We start from the raw sequence: 20,881 nt of genomic DNA on the forward strand, positions 1-20,881 counted from the left end.
TGTCTGCGTTCCCAAGCCGCACGATCGTCCGGATTCCAATGTGATGGAAGAAGTCGGCCTTTAAGTGACTAGGCTCGCTCCAGGAGCCGCACACGGAAGCAGCGGCCACTGGTCGTAGGTCTGGAACTTCACGTCGAGCATGTCGTAAGAGACTCGCAGGTAGCCGTCGCTGCCGCGCAGCACCGCGGCGGGGATAATTGTTTGCACTTCCTGCGCCATCACACCGACATAGGCTTTGTTGCTGCCGTTGTAAGCGAAGCGATAGAAGCCAATGCCATTTTGGAGGTGGCCGATAAGGAAGATGTCGTGCTTGAGCATCATGTCGGATCGCCGGACGACACGACGGGTGGTCCGCCGTGCAACACCTCGCACACCGACTACTGGTGCGACAACGGCCCCGCCAACAGGTCGGACGACGCAGCCGGCGCGGTAGACACCGGCTGCACAATAGACAACAGCATTTGCCTTAGGTGTCTCGATAACCATGGTTGCGGATAAGGCGGTAATGCCGAGCGCGGCGAGGAGGATCGAGCGCATCATTGTCTCCTTGATTCAAATTGTTGGCTAGGAAGCTTCATCGCAAGAATAGGATCAGATTTCCTGCCCACGAGCAATTGTTCTCCGATGAAGTACCTGCCGCCTCCGTGCAATTCGACAGGTCCCTGCTCAACGTGCCGACTACAGTTTGCTAGGTCGGAGGAAATCCCTCTATTGCCGGCTGCTGCCTGCGTCACGCCCAGCCTGCACTTGTAGAGTGTCGTCGCCGAGAAATCGAGCTATCGACCCCGGTAGTTCATTGCGGCTGAAAGCTCCCGCCAAGGCGCGCTCGAACAACGCAGCCCGTTCTCGAGCGGATCACTGGGAATTTCGATCCTTACTTGCTCCCCTCAACCGTATCGCAGTTGACGGCGATTTCAGCCAATCTGCCATTTGGATGCAGGTAAGAAGATCGACATAGCTCTGCTCCACGATTGTGGCTTCACCTTCGCACCTATCGCGAAGGGGCCCCGATGCAGTGGCCCAAGCCGTGCTGAGCTGCTTTTGTGCGGCCGACTCATCGCGCATGCAGTCGGTAAAGCTCTGCGCCAAGGCGAGCCCCATGGCCTTGTCGTCAGCGGTAGTGGCTCTGCACAGCGCCTCTGCCTTCAGTTCCGGGACGCGATCCGAGACGGGCGTAACAAAAAAATGCCCTCCGAGGAGCGCTGCAGATAATGTTGCTATCTTCATCTTGGTTCTCCAAGCACTAAACTTAATTGCAACCAGAGTATCGCGTTAGAACTGGCCTGCTTGAGCCGGAGGACTGGGCCAGTCGAAGCGCAGGTTGTTCCTATTGTCACGATCAAACAAGTCCTGCCTGCAGGCGAAAGTGCTCCTGCAGCTATCCACCCGAGGTGCAGGCTGACCAGACCGGGCGGCCGACACGACCTTCGTGCGCGCTGTTTCGCCGAAGGCGGCCGTGGCGAACACCACCTCGCAGCCGCAAAAAATGGTGAGCAGAAACACCTTTGTCATTTTGACGGCCTCCTTCGATGGCACTGCTCTGCCGTACGTGCAGGTCGGTCCAGGAGAACGAGATCGGCCTGCGCGTTGTAGCATGCATCACCTAAGTCGCGCGCTGCAGTGGCGGTTGCTTCCATTTGCCCTCGGTGGCCGCTTCTTTCGGCCAGTAGAGGCGCATGATCATGGAGAAAGGCCCCTTTGGCGCGGGCAGCCAGTTGGCTTCCTTGTCCTTGCCGGGGGATTCATTCTGAATGATCAGCGTCACCCCGCCGTCGGCATCGCGCTTCAGCTGCGGCAGCATCGGTGAATTGATAAGATAACGATTGAGCGGATTGGCGACGAGCAGGCTCTGCGGCTCATCATACATGGTCAGCGACCAGAACGCGTTTACGGGTGGCAACTGGTCTGGGGCAAACCGCAAGCTGTAGCGATTGGCACCGTCCAGCCTTTGCTTCGCTGCATCCACATAATACGCCGGATACATCGCTTCCTGCTTGGAATTCCCATAAATGCCAAGCACGGCGGCACCCATGCGGTAGAGGTAATTGTCCTTCAAATACTGCCGAGAACCGAACACGTCGCCCGAAGACAGTCTCCCCTCCTCAAAATCTTTCTTGAGGCCGGCGAAGGCGACCCAAGCGTCGGCCATGCCTTGCTCAACAGCTGTTTTCACCTCGGGCGAGAGCTTGTTGGCAGCGAACAGTTTGCCCGCGCCAATGCCCAGTTTGGCGAAACGCTCCATCAGCGCCGTCTCGGACGGGACTGTTGGGCAGAATTGCAGCACGAAGCTTAGGATATTGAAGAACTGCGGGGAGGTCTTCTCTTCCGCTGGTGTCAGTGGCTTGATGAAATCGATGGGCGGGGCGGCCTCGGGTGCGGGCTCGCCGAGAAACGCCGAGAGCGGCTGTACTTTGTAGCCGGCCTGGACCTTTTTGACGTTGTCGATATCGGCCGGATCGAAGAGCTGCGTTCGAAACGTCGGGAACGCCAGTTCGGTCTCGCAGTGAAACACCTTCTTGATACCCTTGGGCGTTTCGCCTTTCCAGTCGGGCCCAGCGAGCAGGAAGCTGCCGCCCTCGTTGCCGGTCGTGCGCGTGCCGATGTAGTCGAAGTTGAACGTGTAGTAGTCAATAAGCTGGACGCTGAAATAGCGCTCCTTTTCCATTGCTGGCACGGTGAGCACAATTGGCTCGGAACGTAGGTCTGCGCCGGCGAACGAATAAGGCGTGTCCGAGTTGGGCGTCTGGATCGCCGTGTCGGCGGGCGTGAAAACGCGCGCGCTGTTCCATATTTGGTTCCAAGGCCCCTTGTATTCCGGCGTGGTCTTATCAACCCAGTATGCGTGCTGGACGCGGTAATTGTCCACGATTGGGAAGCCATAGATATAGGCCTCCTTGGCGATGGCACGGGCTTCCGCCGGACCGAGGCCAGCTTGGGCGTGGGCTGCCGAGAAATGAAGGGCCGGGAGCACAGCAACCCCGCCGACAAAACTTCTTCGTGTGATGGGTTTCATTAGCAGGATCTTTCATTTCATTTGTGACGAACGTGCCTGACTTCCGTAACGGATCTATCAAGCCTTCTTAATACTGGGCGGCTGCCAGCTGCCGGTGCCCGGCGGCAGGATCGACGGCGCTTCGGCCTTTGGCCAGTAAAGCCGCATCACCAGATAGATCGGTCCGTTTGGCGCCGGCAACCAGTTGGCTTCCTTATCGGCACCCGGCGATTTATTCTGGATGTACAGCGTCAACGAACCGTCCGGGTTCGTTTTCATGGCCGGCAGCATCGGCGAATTGATCAGGTACCGGTCGATCGGATTTTCAATTAGCAACTGGCTCTTGCCGTCGTACATCGTCACCGACCAGAACGCGTTCACTGGAGGGGATTGTCCCGCGGGGAAGGTGAGCGTATATTCGTGCTTGGAGCCGTCGAGGATCTCGCCATTGGCAAGCGTCTTCGCCATCGGATAGACGGCTTCGACCGCGTCGTTGCCATAGATGCCGCCCTTGGCGGCCGCGGCGCGCTTCAGCCAGTCGCCGCTGTAAAACTGCCGGTCGCCGAACAGCGATCCGATTTTCCAGCCATTGACGTCCTTCTGTCCGCTGGCAAGATACTTTTCAACCTTCTCCTCGCCGTCCTTCATCCCTAGCCCGACTTCAATTTTGTGTGTCAGCGGAAGATCCTTGAAACTGAAGGTTTTGCCGGCGCCGACCCCGATGCGGGCGAGCTTGGCGCGGATTTCCTTTTCCTCCGGTCCGGGGGGCGCGAATTGCAGCGCGAAGTCGAGATATTCGAAAAAGTTCTTCTTCGCCAGTTCCGCATTAGCTTCGGAAAGTCGATGGCAGGAGCCGCAGGAGGTGAAGGCTGCTTGAGATAAGTCGACAGGGGTTGCGACTTGTAGCCGGCCTGGACCTTCTCGACATGCGGCATATCGTTGGCGTCAAAGAGCTGTGTGCGATAGGCAACGGCTGAAAATTGCGTTGAGGATTGAAAGACCTTCTTGATGCCGGGCGGCGTGGCGCCCTGCCAGTCGGGCCCAACAACCAAATAATCTCCGGGATCACTGCCGGTCGCGCGGCTACCGATATATCCGTAGTTGAAAGTGTTCCCGTCGCACAGCATCACGGAAAAATAGCGATTCTTTTCCACTGCCGGCACGGAAAGAACGATTGGTTCGGCGCGCAGGTCGAGCCAAAGAATTGAATATGGCGTGTCGCTGTTGGGAGTAATGACAGCAGTGTCCTTGTAGGTGAAGACGCGCGCCTCGTTGTTGATTTGATTGAAAGGCGCCTTGTACTGCCCCGAGTTCTTGTCGACGGAATACTCGTACATAACCACGTAGTTCATTACGATCGGAAGCCCGTAGATGAAGCCTTCCTCGGCGATGGCCTTTGCCTCGCGGATGTCAGGCCATTCTGCCTTCGCCTGCGCGCCCGCTGGGGCGGGCATCGTCGTCACTGTCATCGCGGCAAACGCCGCGGAACGAAGAAGCTCGCGTTTCGTCAACATGATGTCAGCTCCTGTGTGGGAATGTTGTTCTTCACGCGGTCAGTAGCCTGCGCCGAAGCGCCCGCCGTTCTGTCACTTCATTGGGCCGAAATGCTTACCGTTGTTTGCGACTTCACGACCGGGGGCGGATTCCACTTGCCGGTCAGTGCTTCCGACTTCGGAGCGTACAGCCGCATCGTCAGATTGAAAGCACCCTTCGGCGCCGGAAGCCAATTGGCTTCGAGGTCCTTGCCGGGACTCGCGTTCTGGAAATAGAGGTCGAGCGATCCATCTGCGTTGTACTTGAACGGCATCCAGCTGCTGACGGCAAAACGGTTCAGCGTATTGCCGACCTGGAAACCATCATGGTCGTAGAGCGTGATGGACCAGAACGCATTGACAGGCGGCGTGGCGCCCTTCTCGAAGGTGACCATGTATTTGTTTGCGCCATCAAGCGGCTTGCCGCCATCGTCCGCGAGATTGAGCGGATAGATAGCATCCTCAACCACGTTCGCGCCGAGACCCTGCTGCGCGAGAATGGCGCGCTTCAGGTAATAGTTTCCATATACGCCCACCGTGTCGGTGTTCATCGCCCATCCGTTGACAACGCGTGCCAGCGTCGGCAGCTTCCAGGCCATCAGTTTTTGCGCGTCCTGCGGTGCGGTTTCGAGCGCTCGCTGCAGGATTGGATCGAGCTTGCCGATGTCGAAGCTTTTTCCAGGCTCAATGCCGATCTTCTTCATCTGCGCGAGGATCGGCTCGTCCGTGACATGAGGCGGATGCAGCTTGAGCAACTCGGCAGCATTAGCGAAATACACGCCCGCCGACATCGTATCGACCTGAGTCTTTGGCGGTGTCTTCATGTCGATGCTTGAGTCTGGCTTGAATTCGGCGGGCTTTGGTATTTTGCCATACTCGGAAAGAAGCGTGACCTTGTAGCCGGCTTGGATCTTGTGAACCGCATCATAATCCGACGGGCCGTCGGTCTTCGTCCGGCCGATCAGCCAGACATAGGGGGTTGGCGCGTCGATGCGTTGAGTGTCCTTTGGGAGCTTGAACTCCTCTGCAAACTTCTCGCGTAGATCCGGCCTCCAGTTCGCGGGTGCCACCAGGAACGTCCCGGCCCTAGTGCCCGTCGTGCGCCAGCCCGGGGACGCGAAGACGTCGGTCCACATGTCGAGCATTGGCAGCAGGTAGTATCGGCCATTGGTATCTGGTGCCGAGATGACGACTGGCTCCTTGGTCATGTCCAGCCATGAAGCGGAATACAGCGTATCGAAGTTGGAGCGCACCACGCCTTTGAAATCCGCCGGAGGGTATTCACCCACATTGACGAACGTGTTCATCGGCCCTTTGAAATCCCCCATGCCGTTAGTGAATTGCTTGCGGGAAACGTCCATCGACATGATGGAGTAAAAATAAACATAGGCATCTACCGCGATTGCGTGCGCCTCCTGTTCGGTGATGGGCGCTGCCGACTGGGCCAGCGCTACGGGCGCTGTCGCGGCGCCAAGCCAAAGAGACAACGCTAGCGGCAGGAATCCTCGGAACATGTTGAGCCTCCTTTTCTGAATCGTTGATTTATGATTGACGGCTTCGTTCAATTCCCTTTGTCCAAGACTCTTCCCGCCACACCTGATGGTTGGCCGGAAGTTTTCGTTGGTTAGCTCATGGGCATCGTGCCTTCGCGGCCTTTGGCCAGCCGGCGTGGCAAGCACCCCTGTGTCTTTCCCGTTTTCAATAACAGGGGGGATAGGGGTAATAGCCGCAGGCCGGGCGGGCGTATGGGTGGTAGTAAGCAGCCGCTCCGTACGCCGCCGCGCCTACCGCGCCGGCATACATGGCGCCGCGAAACGCCGAACGGCGCGCGACGCCTGCAAACGACATCGGCGTGAATGGCCGGCCGATAATGTCGATGAAAAGGGCAGCTCCACCGTCGGCGTCGGCGATATCTCCCTCCAGGGTCTGAACGTTGAATGTGAGCCTGTCGCCTTCGAGCTTCGGAGTTTTCAGCACGACGACAGCGTCCTTCACCGAACCATCCTTGCTGAACACGGACAAGGTCGCGTTCGGCGGATTTTTGGCAAAACTGTCCTCGCCCGATCCCCACTCGGCGATTACGTCGGCGGTGGGCTGGTGACCCGCGGAGCGTACCGGTCGATCGGCGAAAATGATCGAGCTGGGTGCTACGCCGGTCACGGTGAGCGTGTCGCCCTTCAACGTCGCACCGCGCGAGTTGAGCACGAATAGCGAGGGCACGATCTCGGGTTTGGCCGAAGCAGATGGAGTACCGATTGTTTTCAGGGAGGGCGGCGCTGCAGCGTTCTGAGCGAGCGCTGCTTGGGGACCGCACAACATAGCGGACACAGCCAGCATTCCAAAAATCCGATTCAATCCATTAGTGCGCATGACGCCGAATTCCTTTTTCTTTGTAGAACTTCGGTCTGTCCGGAAACACTCTCGCGCGGGCGCGGGAGGTCGCGTTCAAAGAACATGCAACATAGGCTGCATTAAACGCCAAAATGCGTCTGCAGGACTCGAATACGAGGCGCCGTAATTTAGGGGCTCGTAGAGCTTAACGTTGAGCGGCGATTATGATGTGATGCATCAACTACCTCCGCGGGAATAATCTTAGCACGAACTATAAGAGAGAGTCATGGTCATAATTGTGTGCCTATACTTTGCGGCGCTTTGGTTGCTGTTTTCGAAATTTCGACTTGTGAAATGGGGCCGGCTGTCCGGGACAATCTCGCTGCTGATCGGCGCGTTTATCCTCGCAACATATCTCGCGCTTTTTAATTATCTCACTCCGTCGTGACGGTGACCGGCCGCGTCGTGGAAGTGACGCCGAATGTGACGGGACAAATTGTCGCAATGCCGGTCAAGCCAAACGTCCCGGTCAAGAGGGACGACGTGTTGTTTCAGATCGACCCAGCCCCATTCCAGTACAAGGTCACGCAATTGCAGGCTTCGCTCGCCGCGGCAAAACAGCAGACCAATATTCTAAAGGCGAATTACGAGCAGGCGACGGCGAATGTCGCGGGACTCACGGCGCAGGTGGCGTACAACGCGAAGCGCCTCGCTGACATACAGACGCTTGCGTCAGACGATGCGAACTCGCAATTTCAGGCGCGAGACAAGCAGGTCCAGTATGAGACGGTCTCGGCACAATTAGAATCCGCGAAAGCGGCGCAGCAGAGCGCCAAGCTAGCCATCGACTCCGAGATTGGAGGCGTCAACACGTCCGTCGCGCAACTTCAGGCGCAGCTCGATAATGCCAATTGGGAGTTGTCACAGACCGGCGGTGCGTGCGCCCGCGGACGGTTATGTCACCGTTGTCGCATTGTCCGTGGGGGACCGGGCGCTGCAGGCGCGCTCGGCGATGTCGTTCATCGTGGAAGATGAGATCACGCTGGTCGGCATGTTCGCGCAGAATGGTTTCCAGGCCGTCAAGGAAGGCGCGCCAGTTGATTTAGTTTTCGACAACGTTCCAGGCCGCATCTATCATGCAAGGATCATCGGAATCCCGAGGGGGATCGGCCAAGGCCAGATCGCGGCGTCCGGCATGTTGGCGCGCACGAACGCGCTCGGTGGAGCGACGGTTTACCCGGCGATCATCTCCATCCCCAACGAAATGAACCGGGACTCGCTTCGTTTGGGGAGGTCGGGAAGCGCTACCGCCTTTGCCGGCAACGCCGGCTTGATCGGTCTGCTTGCCTCGATCCTGGTGTAGGTCAGTTCGTATACGGCGTACTTGTAAAATAGTAGTCGAAATGGGGCCGCCCAGAGTGATGGCGCGCCGTTCGTTGTATGGCCGGGTATGGGGGACAAGGGTGCAGTGCGGCGCTTGGCTTTCGTGGGTCTTGGACGTAAGCTCCTGGTCCTGTCGAGACATGCAACGCGCTTTCGTCTAATGCTGCTTCTGGCGCAAGCCGGCCGGATGCTCGATGCAGCCTGCTCAATTGCTTAACCTTGGCTTGCAAACTGCGGTACCGAGCCCGCTTGCTGGCGTTGACATAGAGTCGTCGAGTAACATTGCCACAAAGCGACCTGGTCCATGGCCAAATGTTTCGTCATCTGAAGCAGCCATGCGGTAAAGCGAGGTTTGTGTCAAACGCGGAGCCTGCATGTTTGATCTTCAAACTGCCGTAGGGGCTGCACTCGCCGCCGTGCTGATCTGTCCGGTGGCCAGCTCGTTGGCTGCAGATGCCGGCGACGATGGCGAGGCAAAGCCGGCTCTGCCGACGATGTACCTCGACCTTAGATCCTATTACGGGCAAATTCCTGCGGGATCCCTAGCGTTTGGTTTTGGCCACCCCTCATTCTTCAATGCAGTGCAGACGCTCTCTGGGCCGAACGGCGCGGCGTTGCCGGCCAGCTTGCCAGCGGCGAAATCGGTCAACGTTGATCTTCCATTCACTGTCGACGTCACCGATAACGTCTCGCTTTACGGCGGCGTCTCCGGGAGTTCAACGCAGTTTGGAGGCGGAGGATGGTCGTCATTTGACACTACGAGCTGGAACATCGGTTTCCAAGCGGACCTTTATCAGCAGAACGGCGGTAATTTTCCAACGGTGACACTGCAATCGACCATCAGCCAATCGATCCCCAATGGACCGCTGACCGCGATATCGTTCAACAACATCCTCGAGTTCGACTATGCGCTGAATGCCGACGAGACCAGGGGGTTGCTCGCGGGTATCCAGCACACGCGCGTCGATCTCAGTAGTGCGGTGGTCAATGTCAGACCCAACACGGTCGGCTATGTCGGCGGATACTATCAATGGCCGAACAATTGGAAGTTCACCGGACGTATTGGCGTCCAGTCGTTTGAGGGCGCACAGCTTCTGAACCTTGCGCCGATCCAGCCGTTGACGCAGCCGATTGTGCGGCTGGATCTCGATCGCATGGACGACAATGACAACCGCCTTTTCGGAGTTACCGCAGAAATCATGTGGGTGCCGAAGCCCGCCTTCCAGCTAACGCTCAGAACGCCGCTTTATGCAGTGCGCAATTAGCACCCGCCTCTCTAGCGCTTCACGGTTTAGGGAGTCGTAACATTTATCGTTGAAATGCTAGACAAACTGTGTGAGCGCGAGACTGTTTGGCAGGCAGCGCCAGCCGCTCCGCTGATTTCAACTTTCACCGACCTTTCTCGCCGCCGCGACATCGTCGTTATCATTGATCCTGAGCAAGCTTGCTTTGAGGATAGCAACCGAGTCAGGACGCCGAAGTAGCGGCGAGTGGGCGTGACTTTAGCGCAACATGCAGACGCGAATCTGACGAAATTGCCACCTTTGAGCGAGACATTGAACAGTCCGTCGATACACTGTCATTCCATAAGCGGGGGGACGGCTCGATGGCGCAGTACGTATCCAAGTGCAGGTCTTTTGGTTTTGTTTGCGCAACGATGGGCCTAGCGGTGACGTTGGCCGGCTCGTTGTCCCACGCTGCTTATGCCGACGAGGACGGCGTCTCGTACTGGCTCCCGGGGCGTTTCGGCAGTCTTGCGGCAGTCCCTTCGATGCCGGGCTGGTCGATGGCCGAGGTCTATTATCACACTAGCGTGTCCGCCTTCGGTAACGCAGCCGCGGCGCGGGAAATTCGCGTCGGCCGTATCCCCGCTAATGTCAATGTCGATTTAAATCTGCGTTTGAACGCACAGGCGGACCTCATCCTGCTCAACCCCACCTACACGTTTGCGACGCCAGTACTCGGCGGACAATTGGCAATCGGCATCACTGGCCTGTTTGGCCGATCCGCCGCAACCCTGGACGGAACGCTGACGGCGGCGGTCGGGCCATTTGTGACGACCCGCACGGGTACGCTCTCCGATTCAATCACCTCGGTTGGCGATCTTTACCCGCAGGCCACGTTGAAGTGGAACGCCGGTGTCCACAATTACATGACGTACTTGACGGGTGACATCCCTGCTGGCGCCTATTCGGCGACCCGGCTTGCTAATCTTGGCATTGGTCACGGAGCGATCGACGGCGGCGGCGGCTATACTTACTTCAACGAAAAGTTGGGGCACGAGTTTTCGGCTGTCGCTGGGCTCACCTACAATTTCAAGAATATTGATACGCAATATCAAAACGGCGTCGATTTCCATATCGATTGGGGCGCTTCGCAGTTTCTGTCAAAGCAGCTCTTCGTTGGCTTAGTCGGATACTACTATCAGCAGATCACAGACGATTTTGGTCAGCCTCCAACCCTGGGTGGATTCCGCTCGCGCGTGGTGGGACTCGGTCCTCAGATCGGATACCTGTTTCCGGTCGGCGACCTCCAGGGATATTTAAACCTGAAAGGTTATGGCGAATTTGCCGCAGAAAACCGGCCAGCCGGCTGGAATACGTGGCTGACTTTCTCGCTTTCGCCGATGGCACCGACCACTGCCGTCACCCCCACGCGGCGGATCGTGACGAAGTAATAGCTATAGTCCCATGGTCGCCAAAGAGCAGGAGCTGCATGGAGCATGTTTATTGCCGGGATCGCGTTCGTGTTTATCTTCGGTGGAGCATTGCTCGGAATTTTCCTGCGCACAGTCCTTCCCGAGCACCATCTCAATTCTGACACAAGGGATGTTGTTAGGGTAGGAACCGGTTTGATTGCGACGCTCTCGGCGCTCGTCCTTGGCCTTCTCATCGCCTCCGCGCAGAGCGCGCTGCAAACGCAGAGCAATCAAATCAAACAAATTACAGCCAACGTCATCTTGCTCGACAACATGCTCGCGCGTTCAGGTGCCGATGCACAGCAAGTTCGTGCTTCGCTACGAAATGCCGTGCAGAGTCTCGTGGATCGAATTTGGCGAAAACAAGATGGCGGCTCGACAGGAGCTGCGCCCTTCGAAGCCACAGCCCAGGCCGACCTCTTCTTCGATGGGTTGCTCAAGCTCACCCCGCACAATGACACAGAACGAATTACGCAAACCAAAGCCATTCAGCTCGGTATCGATTTGGCCCAAACACGGGTCTTATTTGCACAATCATCTTATTCCATCCCGAGGCCGTTCGAAAACGCACTTGTTTTTTGGCTTACGTCCATCTTCATCAGCTTCGGGTTGTTTGCCCGTCCGAACATGATCATCGCGGCTACGCTGCTCGTCTGTGCTCTGTCAGCGTCAACGGCAATTTTTTTGATAGTCGAGTTGAGCCATCCCTTCACCGGTCTTATGGCAATCTCGAGCGAACCGTTGCTGAGCGCGTTGGCCCCATTGGATAGGTAAGTGGTCGGCTAGGTGTGGATCTGGATTTCCACTTTGGGTTTCACAAGGGGGCACTGTTCGGACAGAGTCTGCTTTCAGCCTGAAAGCCAACGTTCAGGCGCTTGAGGCAGGAAACGGCGATGGGTCAACAACTGAACAACTGTCGCGAAATCAAGACGCTGCTAGCGCGCTCAACATGATCGAGCGCCTTGCCGGCTTGACCGAAACCAATCGCTCATCCAGACGCCGAGCCAGGCTCAAGATGGAGCGGCTTAAGGCAGAAGCTGAGGCGCATCGATCGCCAGACCCGGCGACAACCGAAATCTGAGAGGCAGTAGTTCACTCCCTCAGGGGCGGCAGCACGACGCGCTGGAGTCCGCTTTGGGTCACAGGCTGACTTCCGTCGCCGACTTGACTTGGAGTCGGCTTATCTCCTGAATTGAGACATAGTGGCTGTGTAAGTGGAGGTGCGCAATGGGCAGAATCTGACCTCATGAAGCCACCGAGATAGTACAGGATTAAGCTGATCGAACTGATTTGCAGTCGCGCGATGAGGAACGATTGAGCATCCTGGTCGTGAAACTACGGAGGCGCTGCTCACCTGAGCTCGCGCGGTGAGTATTGGGCCGAATTCGACCAATCCGACGCTAACCGGCGGGTCTCACCAGCCTGATGCTGGGTGTTTCGGCTGCAGCACAGACCCGGTTGCGCCCCTGCTCTTTGGCCAAATACAATGCGCCGTCGGCCGCAGCCAGCATTGAAGCCGGGGATGTTCTCGCATCGCACTTGCCCCCTGCCACCCCGACGCTGATCGTAATGCACCCGTCTGGGCTTCCTTGATGCGCAATGCAGAGGTCGGCGACTGATTGACGAATGGTCTCGGCGACTGACTCGGCATTGCCGGATGCCGTCTCGGGGAGAAGAACTGCGAATTCCTCGCCACCGTAGCGCGCAACCAGATCGGCCGGCCTTTTCAGGCAGCACGCGATGGCCTTGGCAACATGCCGGATGCAGTAGTCGCCCGCGGAATGACCGTAGGTGTCGTTGAAAGACTTGAACTTGTCGATATCGATGAACAGCACGGAAAGGGGCGAGCTCGAACGCTGGCACCGTTTGAATTCAGCATCGAGCACCCGGTCAAAGCCTCTCCGGTTCGCGATCTCACTGAGCGGGTCCGTTTCGGAGAGCGCCTTCAGTTGCTGGTTTGCCGCAACGAGTTGTTCCTCGGCGGCCTTGCGCTTGCAGATGTCCCGGATCACGCCGACGATTTCCGGGCCGGGCTCGTGCGGATCATCGACATAGTTCATCTGAGTCTCGACCCAGACGTAGTTGCCGTTGCGGCAGCGGGTCAGATACTCCGCGGTCCCCGTCGACCTCCGTGGCCCGAGTTCCTCGATCAAACTTTTCACCAGAAGAAGGTGGGCCGGGTGGATGTTGGAATAGGCCGGCTGCTGCAGAATTTCCGAGGGCGTCCAGCCGAGCAGCTTCTCGACCGAGGGGGAGATATACAGTCTGTGACCAGTCTTATCGAAGCGGGTGACGACGTCCTCCACGTTTTCGGCGAGCAACCGGTATCCACGCTCTCGCTCGCGCAACAATCCAGCCAGCGCCGTGCGCCTACGGATCTGAGTGGCCAGCACCAGCCCCAGAGCGATCAGGATCGTGGAGACTGCGCCGCCTAGCAGGAGATCAAAATTCCTATCTCGGCGCCAGGCGTCCAAGACAGCGTCCTCGGGAGTGGCAACGCTGATCACGATTGGGAAATCAGACGCCCTCTCATAGGCAAATTGCTTCACGCGGCCGTCAAAAGGCGACACGATGGAATACAGCCCCGTTCCGACCTCCTTGAGGCGACTTACAAACAACGAGCTTCCCGCGACGTCCTTGCCGACCTGGTCGTCGCGGCGATGGACGAGAACCTTGCCGTTCGTCTTCATGAGCGTGACGGTGCGGTCCTGATCTGCTTCGAACCCTTGGTAGAAAGATCTGAAATAGGCAAGATCGATCGCCGCGAAAACGACGCCTCCGAACGAGCCGTCGGCATTCGCAAGCCGCTGGGTCATCAGGAGGGTGGGCCTTCCCGTGACGCGGGAGATCAGCGGATCGCTGATGCGGGGTGCCGCGTCTTCAGGGTTGGATTGATGGTAGCGGAAATACTCGCGATCGCCGTTGTTGACCGCCGGCACGGTTTCAAACGAAGAAAACATCCAGTCGCCGGTCTCCCCCAGCACTCCCAGTTCGCGCGCCTGAGGAATGTTCTTCGCGTATTGAGCAAGCAGATCGTTGATTCCGGCCGACGCACGCGCGGATTTGTCGGAATGCCGGATGTACTGGCCCGCTCCGAACAGCGCGAGCGCCACCGCGTTGAAACTCTTTGAGGCGTGCTGTGCGAGAGAATGCGTGAGCGCCTGGGTCTCGGATCCGGCCTTGGCGAAGGCGAGCCCTCTTTCCTGCATGGCCTTCCAGGTGATCATGGCCCAAAAGCTCGCAAGCGTGAAGCCGAGCAGCAGCGCTATGATCGTTAATGGTGACTTTACAAACTTCGGCACGGCCTGAATGTCCTGTTCGGGTAGTAGAATGGACGCGATTGCTGAAACCGAAGTTTGCAGTCCGCACATTGCCGCTTATTCCCAGTGGCATCGTTAATGCGATTGGAATGCCAAAGGACGAGGTTTCCGTACTTCATAACGTGGCCGGCCACACGAGCGTGCAGCGCGCTCGCAAGAAGGGCGGGCTTTGGCTAAAAACCTACCAGGTTGCGACGCTTCGACTTTCTGAGGTGTGTTCCCGAAAATTCGCGGATCGACGACAGCTATGAGTCAATCGCCTCGGTTTGCGGCGATGACTTTCGGTCCAGCCGAAAAACCGGACGTGGTCAGATCGGGCCGGCATGTCTCAAACGGGCCAGAAGCGGAAGCGCATGGAAGGGAGACCGCGTTCTATCACACCGTCGGTGGAGAGTTGTAATTCCTTCATAGGGTCCACCAGAATTCATCTGGTAAGCGCGACATGCTTAAAGGAGGCGACTAGCGCCCTGTCCAGCTTTCCCTTCATCCCGCAGAGAACCTCGTACGCTGCCGCGCGCGGCGTTGTCGGCTTGTACGGCCGGTGCTCGATCAACGCCGCAAAGATATCCGAAATTGTTAGAACGCGCACAATGTCGGTGATGTTCTCGGCGCAGAGGCCATCAGGATAGCCGCTGCCATCGAGATATTCGTGATGGTGCCGGACCGCATCGAGGACTTCGGGTGAGATGTCCAAGTGCCCTTTCAGCACATCGTAACCCGCCGCCGGGTGGGTTGCGACCAACGCTCGCTCGTCCTCGTCGAGGCGCCCTGGCTTATCCAGGATCGCCAAGGGCACCCTCGCCTTTCCTATGTCGTGGAACATGGCAGCGGTGGAGAGCCGTTCAAGGTCAATTTTACGAAAACCGAGACTAAGGCCGAAATCGACGGCGACGCCGGTCACGAGCAGGCAATGCTGGAACGTTCCCTCGTGATGGCGCCGCACCGTGGCCAGCCATTCGGTCAACCCATGCTCGGAAATTCGGTTGGTGATCTTGCGGCCGGCCTCTTTGGGGCCGGCGACGTCGACCCGCTCTCCGAGGGTGATTGAAGTGAACATCGAGGCAATGGCGGTTGCTGCGGCCTCTACCGCATTGTCAGACTTCGAGATGCCGCTCGTCGACCCAGTTCCGTGGGCGGCTGGATCGAACAAAGCGGCCAGGAGCTTGGCTGCCTCGATCTTGCCAGGCAACACCAACGTTGCGCCCAGCGCATAAGCTTGCGAGATGCAAAAGTGGGAGGTTTGCTCGACGAGGAAGATGCGCTTCTTTGCTTTGGCGAACCGCGCAGCTCTCTTTTTCAGTGCGGCAATGTTTTCGATCGCCCGCAGGTCGGCACGAACGATGATCGCAGCAGCATCGTGCGGAAGCTTTGCTTCTACATCGAGCCGCTCGCCGGCAACGGTGAACTGTTGTCCAAAAAGCGAGCAAAGCCCGAAGAGCTTCTCGGAGGTGTCGGCCAATACGTGCACGAGCATGACTGGTGCCTTCGTTCGTCGGGTGCCGGGCTGAATGGGCCTCGTCGGTCGTGCAAGTTCATTGGCTCACTTCGATGAGACTGCTCGGCTCAACTTGGTTTGTGCGCGCCCCTGTCGCTCGCTGTCGTTTGGGCCTTCTTGCCATTTGCTTGGATAAAGTGGACGCCAGCCGTGGTTCCGTCGATCCAGACCAGCTCGCAGCGTCGATAGGCCAATCCCGTCGACGACAGCAGCATGAAGAACTCCTTGGCCGCGAGAACATCGAGCGACCCTTCGACTTCGATCTTGGCGCCGGTGTTCGAGATATCGAGCAAGACGCAGCTTCGCCGCCAGGTGCCGTCGGAACCCATCAGGTTCACGGGCTGTCTGTTGTCCATGCGCACCCGAGACGCCTTGCGACCGTCGAATTTCATTGGCTTCCTGCCGATCCTGCGGTGCGACCCTCGGCGCCCGCAGAGATTTCACCCCAACGGACGGACCATTGGCTGGTCGAGAGATGAAGCGTTTCAAACAGCTCCTGAGCTCGTACGCGTTGGCCTGATGAAAGCACCGCGCCGCGAGTGTTGAGGACGGCCAGCGTGGTCTGCCAATTCAAGCGCGATGCCCGGCACGCCATAACCGGGCCTTCGTGACCGGCCTCTGCCATAACCTGCTCGATGGCCTGTATCGGTGCTCCGGACAGCACCGACAACGCGGTGAACAAGTTGGCTGTCTCACGCCGGATCGCGAACCGATTGACAGTCGAGTCACTCAGCTTGCCGATTCGATTGAGCGATATTATTTCCGGCCTCGCGGCAGCGTACTCAATGTCGCAAGGCCGCTTCGCTGTCGCTAATACTTGCGAGGACGCGCTTGTGTTAGACGCCCTGACCGCCGGTCGTGGCGATGCCGACAGCAACTCCCGAACCACTATGTCCGGGGTGTCCGACCTTAGCGCCAGCGCTTTCGTGATCTCGTCGTCCTGCATAGCCCTACCGATCAGGAGGGCATAGGCGGCGCCTGAGAATTCCGCGCCCGGATTGCCAAAGAGGGCCAGACAAGTCTTGCTGCTGCCGCGCTGCAATATTGCCTCGGTCACGGGTCTTTCGATCCTGCGCCGGCGAGCAATGGCGAGACGGTGATCCTCGCTGCCGCACGTCGCGATCGCCACGAGATCAGCCGGCGATAGGGCGGAAGACCTTAGAAGGATCGGGACTGCAATCGCCGGATCGTCGCACGAGGCGAGACGTCGCAGTGTCTTCATCGGAGCAGTAGCCAGTTCGGCAAGCGTCGTGCTGAACTCGGCGAGCGTCCCCGGCGCAATCCGCCGGGCCAAGCGAATTAGAACGTCGTCAAGCAGGCCGACCTGCGGCTCTTGCAATCGGTGATTACCGTCAACGAGCAGCTCGGTGGCGCGCCAGAGCATGCGCGCACAACGTTCGGATGAGCTCCTCGCGATGGTAGCATCCAACTCAGTAATGAGATCGGCCGCGGAAATTGCCATCATTGGCTGGCCCAAATTCATTTTGATATCGTCACGTCAAATCAAACGTATTACGCGCGGACGTTGTTAAGATACCTTTACATGCCATACCGTGACATAGGAGAGGATGTTCTTATCACCTGAACGACGCTTAGGACCGTATCAAAGTACCTGCACGCAGACGTGCTCTTCCCTGTGTTACAACCGGCTCCGGACCATTCGCGAAGTCCAATCGCGTTGTTGGCTTTCAATTTCGCAACCGCGCGAGCCGTGCCTTGCCGGAGCCGAACTCTGTTGTCGCCTTTTGCTATTAGCTAGGAAGTGTGCTGCGTTGAACGCGTTACTTTGCCCAGAACCGGCAATCTTAAATCCGACAAGCCAGCGGCTCGGCGGCATTGAAGGGGAACGAGCTTGAAGCAGATCGGTCTTTTTGAAATGCGTCGATTAGAGGCGTTGAGCAACACCATCTTCGGCGTTGCGATGACGCTGCTCGCCTATGATTTACCGAAGGCCAGCAGGTTCGCGAGTGCGCCGGCCTGGAGAGACCTTGCAAATGCCTACGCCCAACCTGTCATCGCGCTGATGATCAGCTTTATCGTCGCCGGCGTGTTTTGGCTGAGCCATCATCGGAGGCTCATTTTCGCGCCTGAAGGCAGCCGCGGCCAAGTCTTCCTCAATCTCATCTTCCTGCTGTCGATCGTCATGCTTCCGGTGACGAACGGACTTTACGGGGCGTATCGGCTCGACAGCGTCGTCGCAGTAAGCTACGGCTCCCATCTGACTATCATTGCCGGCCTGAATGCGCTGCTCTGGATTTTGGCGCTGCGCGATCACCGCAATCCCGAGTTGCTGGCAACCGCGATCTTTCCGGTCTTTGCATGCGTGTTCGCAACGGTGTTGGCCATAGTCGCGCCCTCTGTTGCACAATTCACATGGTGCCTGGCATTTGGGGCACCTCTGGCAGGCTGGTGGGCAGCCCGACGCTGGCCGCTGAGAGCGAATTAGCCATCACCACGGGTGCGTTCCCTTTCGCGTTGGTCGGCCACGTCCGCTGCAGTCATTCGTGTTCGGCCGGACCTGGTTCAACCTCCGGCCTACCGAGTGAAGGGACATTCTCAGGATAGACGGGCATGTCTTAGAGGGGCCAGCGCACTAAATCGCTGCGCGGGGAGCCCGACCGCGAGCACGGTAAAAGATCGGCATTGGCGCGCGGGTCGCCCTGTCTTGAAGATCGAGGTGCCGTCAACCTCATTCAAGACAGGAGCTTCCTATTTATCCGGATGCTGTCAGCCCGCTGCGCCAGCGCATGATCGAAGACATGAATGCGCGCAAGCTCTGTGTGGGCACGAGAGCACATCGGCAGCTGCAAGCGTTTCGCGCCTTGTGTGAAGCGGTCCCTCGACACGGCCAAACTCGAAGACATCCGCTGCTGCCAGCTGCATCTGGCCGCGACGGGCGTGAGCATCTGCAATCGCAACCGCATCATGACCGGCGGCCGCCGAAAGCACTCTGCAACACCGGGACTTCAATGCGCAGCGATCACAATCACGCTTGCTGGCGAGGTAAGGCGAGCGTCGGTGCCGCGAAGATCAGAAAGGTGAAGGCCGATGGCGTGGGGCCGTTCGCGCTTGCACAAATATTGAAGATCGGCCGAGCGTCAGTTTATCGCGCACTCGCGGAGCGAGCCGCTCTCGCGTGCAGTCCACGGAGCGTTTTTCCCGCACCCTAGGGGGAGGGAAAAATTTGGACGAAGGCATGCTTGGTTACGGCAAAGTCGCCTTAGCAGAAATGATGCGCATTTCAATACTTTCCAATGCTCGAACTGATTGCAATTGGATGCGCCAGCCGGGGCGCCACATTATGGCTGTTCCTGTAGCGCGCAACCCGAGCCTCGCCCCTCCCGCGCGTCATGGATACCGTGGCGTCGCTTGCTCCGAATGGAGCAAACGCCATACGTGCCTCATATTTGAAGCCGCAGTATTCGCGTGCCCGAAGCACCAGCAGCGTTGTGACGCTACGCAGATCGGGGAATTCGCCGAATAACGATAGCCAAAAAAGCGAGGGCTGCTGAATAACGACAGACTTCTTATTGAAGTGGTAGCTATTCAAGCGTCAGATTATGATCATAATACCACATTGCATTTTTTAAGAAAAAGAGAATTCCATGCCGGAAGTATCAATTTTCCTCGCGCAGGAGGACCGCAATCCCGGCTGCATCCCGCGGTTCTTAAGCTTCAAGGGCTCGCAACCGTGATGTCTGGACTGACCGGAGCAAACCTCCGTAGCCAAGATGACATGGAGCGCGCGCTGTGGATTCTGGATCTCACCAACCGGTGCATTCAAGTTATTTTGTCCGACTTTCGCGATGACCCCACTTTCGACAAGCTCATCGAGCGAGCGGGGGAGCTTGCGGATTCGGTGGCGGGCGCTCGCCAAATGGTTCATCATTTGGGATTGAGCCTAAGTAGCGCAACCGTTCTCCGTCAGTGAACCTGAAAGCGTATCGCTAAGCGACCATTCCCACTCTCCGCTCCGCACAACTTTTTGAGTTTTTCCTAGCGATCCCGTTAGACGATGGCAGGAACCTCGGCATGAGACTCATCGCTAGTCGAAAGTATTCATTTGTCGACGCCGAGACTTTGATCGAGCGCCAGGATACGCTTTTCCGACTCGGCGAACGGTCTTTTCTACTGCACATCACTCCCGGCGAAGGAGACCACGATCAAATTGTTCGGTTGGATTGCCGTGAGGCGCTTCTCTGGCTCAACCAGAGCACTGATGATTTCGGCACCAATTTCCGAGCGGCGGACTGAGCCAATGGTGTGCAAGCCAGCACTGATCGAGCGTGGGGGCGACACAACTAACTGCACAATACGTGACATTTCCACTACGGGCGCAGCGCTCCAGTTCTCTGACTGGGTCGAGAGAATCCCCTCGGGCTTCACGTTGATTATTCCAGAAGACAATTTAAAGCTGGGTTGTCGCGTAGTCTGGCGAACCTCATTTAGGATGGGGGTGGCGTTCGATTAGGATGGGCGGTCCCGGTCTAAAACAAGGCCCTAACAGGACCGGCTTTTGCGAAACCCTGCTGGACGTCTTACGACGCCGAGACCTAGTTGCGGAGGTCCGAAGAGCCCAAGGAGCAAGGTACGCTTAAGGGCAGCCCGGATTAACCTCTCGTTCACCATAACGGCCCATCCTACTCCGATACTGGGTTCTCGAATGGGATCTGGCAATGTCGCAGCATCATTTAAGAAGAGCAGAGAACGTGGTTGGTTTTCACAAGCCTGCGCAAACGCACGCAGGCGCTCACGCCCTCAACCTCGTGCATCAAGCCGCAGACGTGTTGAGCGGTATCGAAGAGCAGGCACGTCAGAGCCAGAGGCGGGCTGTGGCAGCTGAGCGTGCTCACCAGGAGCTTTTGACAAATGCGGACCGCAAACTCCTAGATGCATCAAGGGCCCTCGAGGAAGCTCAGAAGCGCATTGAGGCCCTACAGAACCGGGTCACCGCCTTTGAGTGCCGTGCCCAAGCCGCTGAGGCAGAAGCGCACAGCGCGAAGCAAGCCTTAGCATTGGTCGAGGAGGCCATTCGTAGGCGGTTGCTGTTCACTCACGATGACATGAACGGTCAGATGAACGCAGTCGCCTAACGGCACTCACTCGCAAGTATCGCCACGAGCCAAACGG

General features: G+C 57.9%; 19 protein-coding genes and 1 pseudogene. 9 read left to right on the forward strand and 11 right to left on the reverse strand.

Translation table 11 applies throughout. The annotated features are described in order from the left end of the window. Positions 1–60: 60 nt before the first annotated feature. The 7 genes and pseudogenes from IVA75_RS40380 to IVA75_RS30325 all read right to left on the reverse strand — a co-directional run bounded on the left by IVA75_RS40380 (position 61) and on the right by IVA75_RS30325 (position 6,861). Positions 61–537 (reverse strand): hypothetical protein, encoded by a 477-nt coding sequence (locus IVA75_RS40380; RefSeq protein ID WP_346658447.1) that lies wholly within the window; start codon positions 535–537, stop codon positions 61–63. Positions 538–855: 318 nt separating this feature from the next. Beyond that, entirely contained in the window at positions 856–1,227 is a 372-nt protein-coding gene (locus IVA75_RS30300; protein ID WP_247288279.1) for a hypothetical protein, read from the reverse strand. 45 nt (positions 1,228–1,272) lie between these two features. Next, positions 1,273–1,512, reverse strand: a complete 240-nt coding sequence (locus IVA75_RS30305) for a hypothetical protein (RefSeq protein ID WP_247288277.1) — start codon at positions 1,510–1,512, stop codon at positions 1,273–1,275. 91 nt (positions 1,513–1,603) lie between these two features. Next, positions 1,604–3,013 (reverse strand): DUF1254 domain-containing protein, encoded by a 1,410-nt coding sequence (locus IVA75_RS30310; protein WP_247288274.1) that lies wholly within the window; start codon positions 3,011–3,013, stop codon positions 1,604–1,606. Positions 3,014–3,070: 57 nt separating this feature from the next. Next, a pseudogene (locus tag IVA75_RS30315) lies at positions 3,071–4,506 on the reverse strand (DUF1254 domain-containing protein). Between the two features lie 77 nt (positions 4,507–4,583). Further along, a complete protein-coding gene (locus tag IVA75_RS30320) occupies positions 4,584–6,038 on the reverse strand; it encodes a DUF1254 domain-containing protein (protein ID WP_247288318.1) in 1,455 nt (484 codons plus the stop codon). A 184-nt stretch (positions 6,039–6,222) separates the two neighbouring features. Next, positions 6,223–6,861, reverse strand: a complete 639-nt coding sequence (locus tag IVA75_RS30325; protein ID WP_247288273.1) for a hypothetical protein — start codon at positions 6,859–6,861, stop codon at positions 6,223–6,225. Positions 6,862–7,299: 438 nt separating this feature from the next. On the opposite strand from IVA75_RS30325, the gene IVA75_RS30330 reads away from it, so the two are divergent. From IVA75_RS30330 to IVA75_RS30350, 5 genes are all read left to right on the forward strand, one after another. Continuing rightward, entirely contained in the window at positions 7,300–7,890 is a 591-nt protein-coding gene (locus tag IVA75_RS30330) for a biotin/lipoyl-binding protein (RefSeq protein ID WP_247288272.1), read from the forward strand. Further along, a complete protein-coding gene (locus tag IVA75_RS30335) occupies positions 7,868–8,218 on the forward strand; it encodes a hypothetical protein (protein ID WP_247288271.1) in 351 nt (116 codons plus the stop codon). The genes IVA75_RS30330 and IVA75_RS30335 overlap by 23 nt, the downstream gene beginning before the upstream one ends. A gap of 394 nt (positions 8,219–8,612) precedes the next feature. Further along, a complete protein-coding gene (locus IVA75_RS30340) occupies positions 8,613–9,503 on the forward strand; it encodes a hypothetical protein (RefSeq protein WP_247288270.1) in 891 nt (296 codons plus the stop codon). A gap of 392 nt (positions 9,504–9,895) precedes the next feature. Beyond that, positions 9,896–10,915: a transporter gene (locus IVA75_RS30345; protein WP_247288316.1), complete on the forward strand. Its 1,020-nt coding sequence runs from the start codon at positions 9,896–9,898 to the stop codon at positions 10,913–10,915. Between the two features lie 45 nt (positions 10,916–10,960). Beyond that, the gene (locus IVA75_RS30350; protein ID WP_247288269.1) at positions 10,961–11,710 is read left to right on the forward strand and encodes a hypothetical protein; all 750 of its coding nucleotides are present in this window, start codon (positions 10,961–10,963) and stop codon (positions 11,708–11,710) included. A gap of 626 nt (positions 11,711–12,336) precedes the next feature. Here IVA75_RS30350 and IVA75_RS30355 read toward each other — a convergent pair. From IVA75_RS30355 to IVA75_RS30370, 4 genes are all read right to left on the reverse strand, one after another. Continuing rightward, positions 12,337–14,238: a diguanylate cyclase gene (locus tag IVA75_RS30355; protein ID WP_247288268.1), complete on the reverse strand. Its 1,902-nt coding sequence runs from the start codon at positions 14,236–14,238 to the stop codon at positions 12,337–12,339. 442 nt (positions 14,239–14,680) lie between these two features. Continuing rightward, a complete protein-coding gene (locus IVA75_RS30360) occupies positions 14,681–15,730 on the reverse strand; it encodes an HD domain-containing phosphohydrolase (RefSeq protein ID WP_247288267.1) in 1,050 nt (349 codons plus the stop codon). Between the two features lie 89 nt (positions 15,731–15,819). Then, positions 15,820–16,143: a PilZ domain-containing protein gene (locus tag IVA75_RS30365; RefSeq protein ID WP_247288265.1), complete on the reverse strand. Its 324-nt coding sequence runs from the start codon at positions 16,141–16,143 to the stop codon at positions 15,820–15,822. After that, positions 16,140–17,216: a DUF2336 domain-containing protein gene (locus tag IVA75_RS30370; protein ID WP_247288314.1), complete on the reverse strand. Its 1,077-nt coding sequence runs from the start codon at positions 17,214–17,216 to the stop codon at positions 16,140–16,142. The genes IVA75_RS30365 and IVA75_RS30370 overlap by 4 nt, the downstream gene beginning before the upstream one ends. 411 nt (positions 17,217–17,627) lie before the next feature. Here IVA75_RS30370 and IVA75_RS30375 point away from each other — a divergent pair, with 411 nt between their 5' ends. The 4 genes from IVA75_RS30375 (at position 17,628) to IVA75_RS30390 (ending at position 20,844) form a co-directional block, all read left to right on the forward strand. Next, entirely contained in the window at positions 17,628–18,197 is a 570-nt protein-coding gene (locus IVA75_RS30375; protein WP_247288312.1) for a TMEM175 family protein, read from the forward strand. Positions 18,198–19,783: 1,586 nt separating this feature from the next. Then, on the forward strand, positions 19,784–20,005 hold the full coding sequence (locus IVA75_RS30380) for a hypothetical protein (RefSeq protein WP_247288263.1): 222 nt from the start codon (positions 19,784–19,786) through the stop codon (positions 20,003–20,005). Positions 20,006–20,009: 4 nt separating this feature from the next. Next, positions 20,010–20,222, forward strand: coding sequence for a PilZ domain-containing protein (locus tag IVA75_RS30385; RefSeq protein WP_247288261.1), 213 nt, complete (start codon positions 20,010–20,012; stop codon positions 20,220–20,222). Positions 20,223–20,427: 205 nt separating this feature from the next. Then, positions 20,428–20,844: a hypothetical protein gene (locus IVA75_RS30390; RefSeq protein WP_247288260.1), complete on the forward strand. Its 417-nt coding sequence runs from the start codon at positions 20,428–20,430 to the stop codon at positions 20,842–20,844. The last annotated feature ends 37 nt before the right edge of the window (positions 20,845–20,881 follow it).

The sequence above is a fragment of the Bradyrhizobium sp. 134 genome, assembly GCF_023074155.1.
Classification (GTDB): Bacteria; Pseudomonadota; Alphaproteobacteria; order Rhizobiales; family Xanthobacteraceae; genus Bradyrhizobium.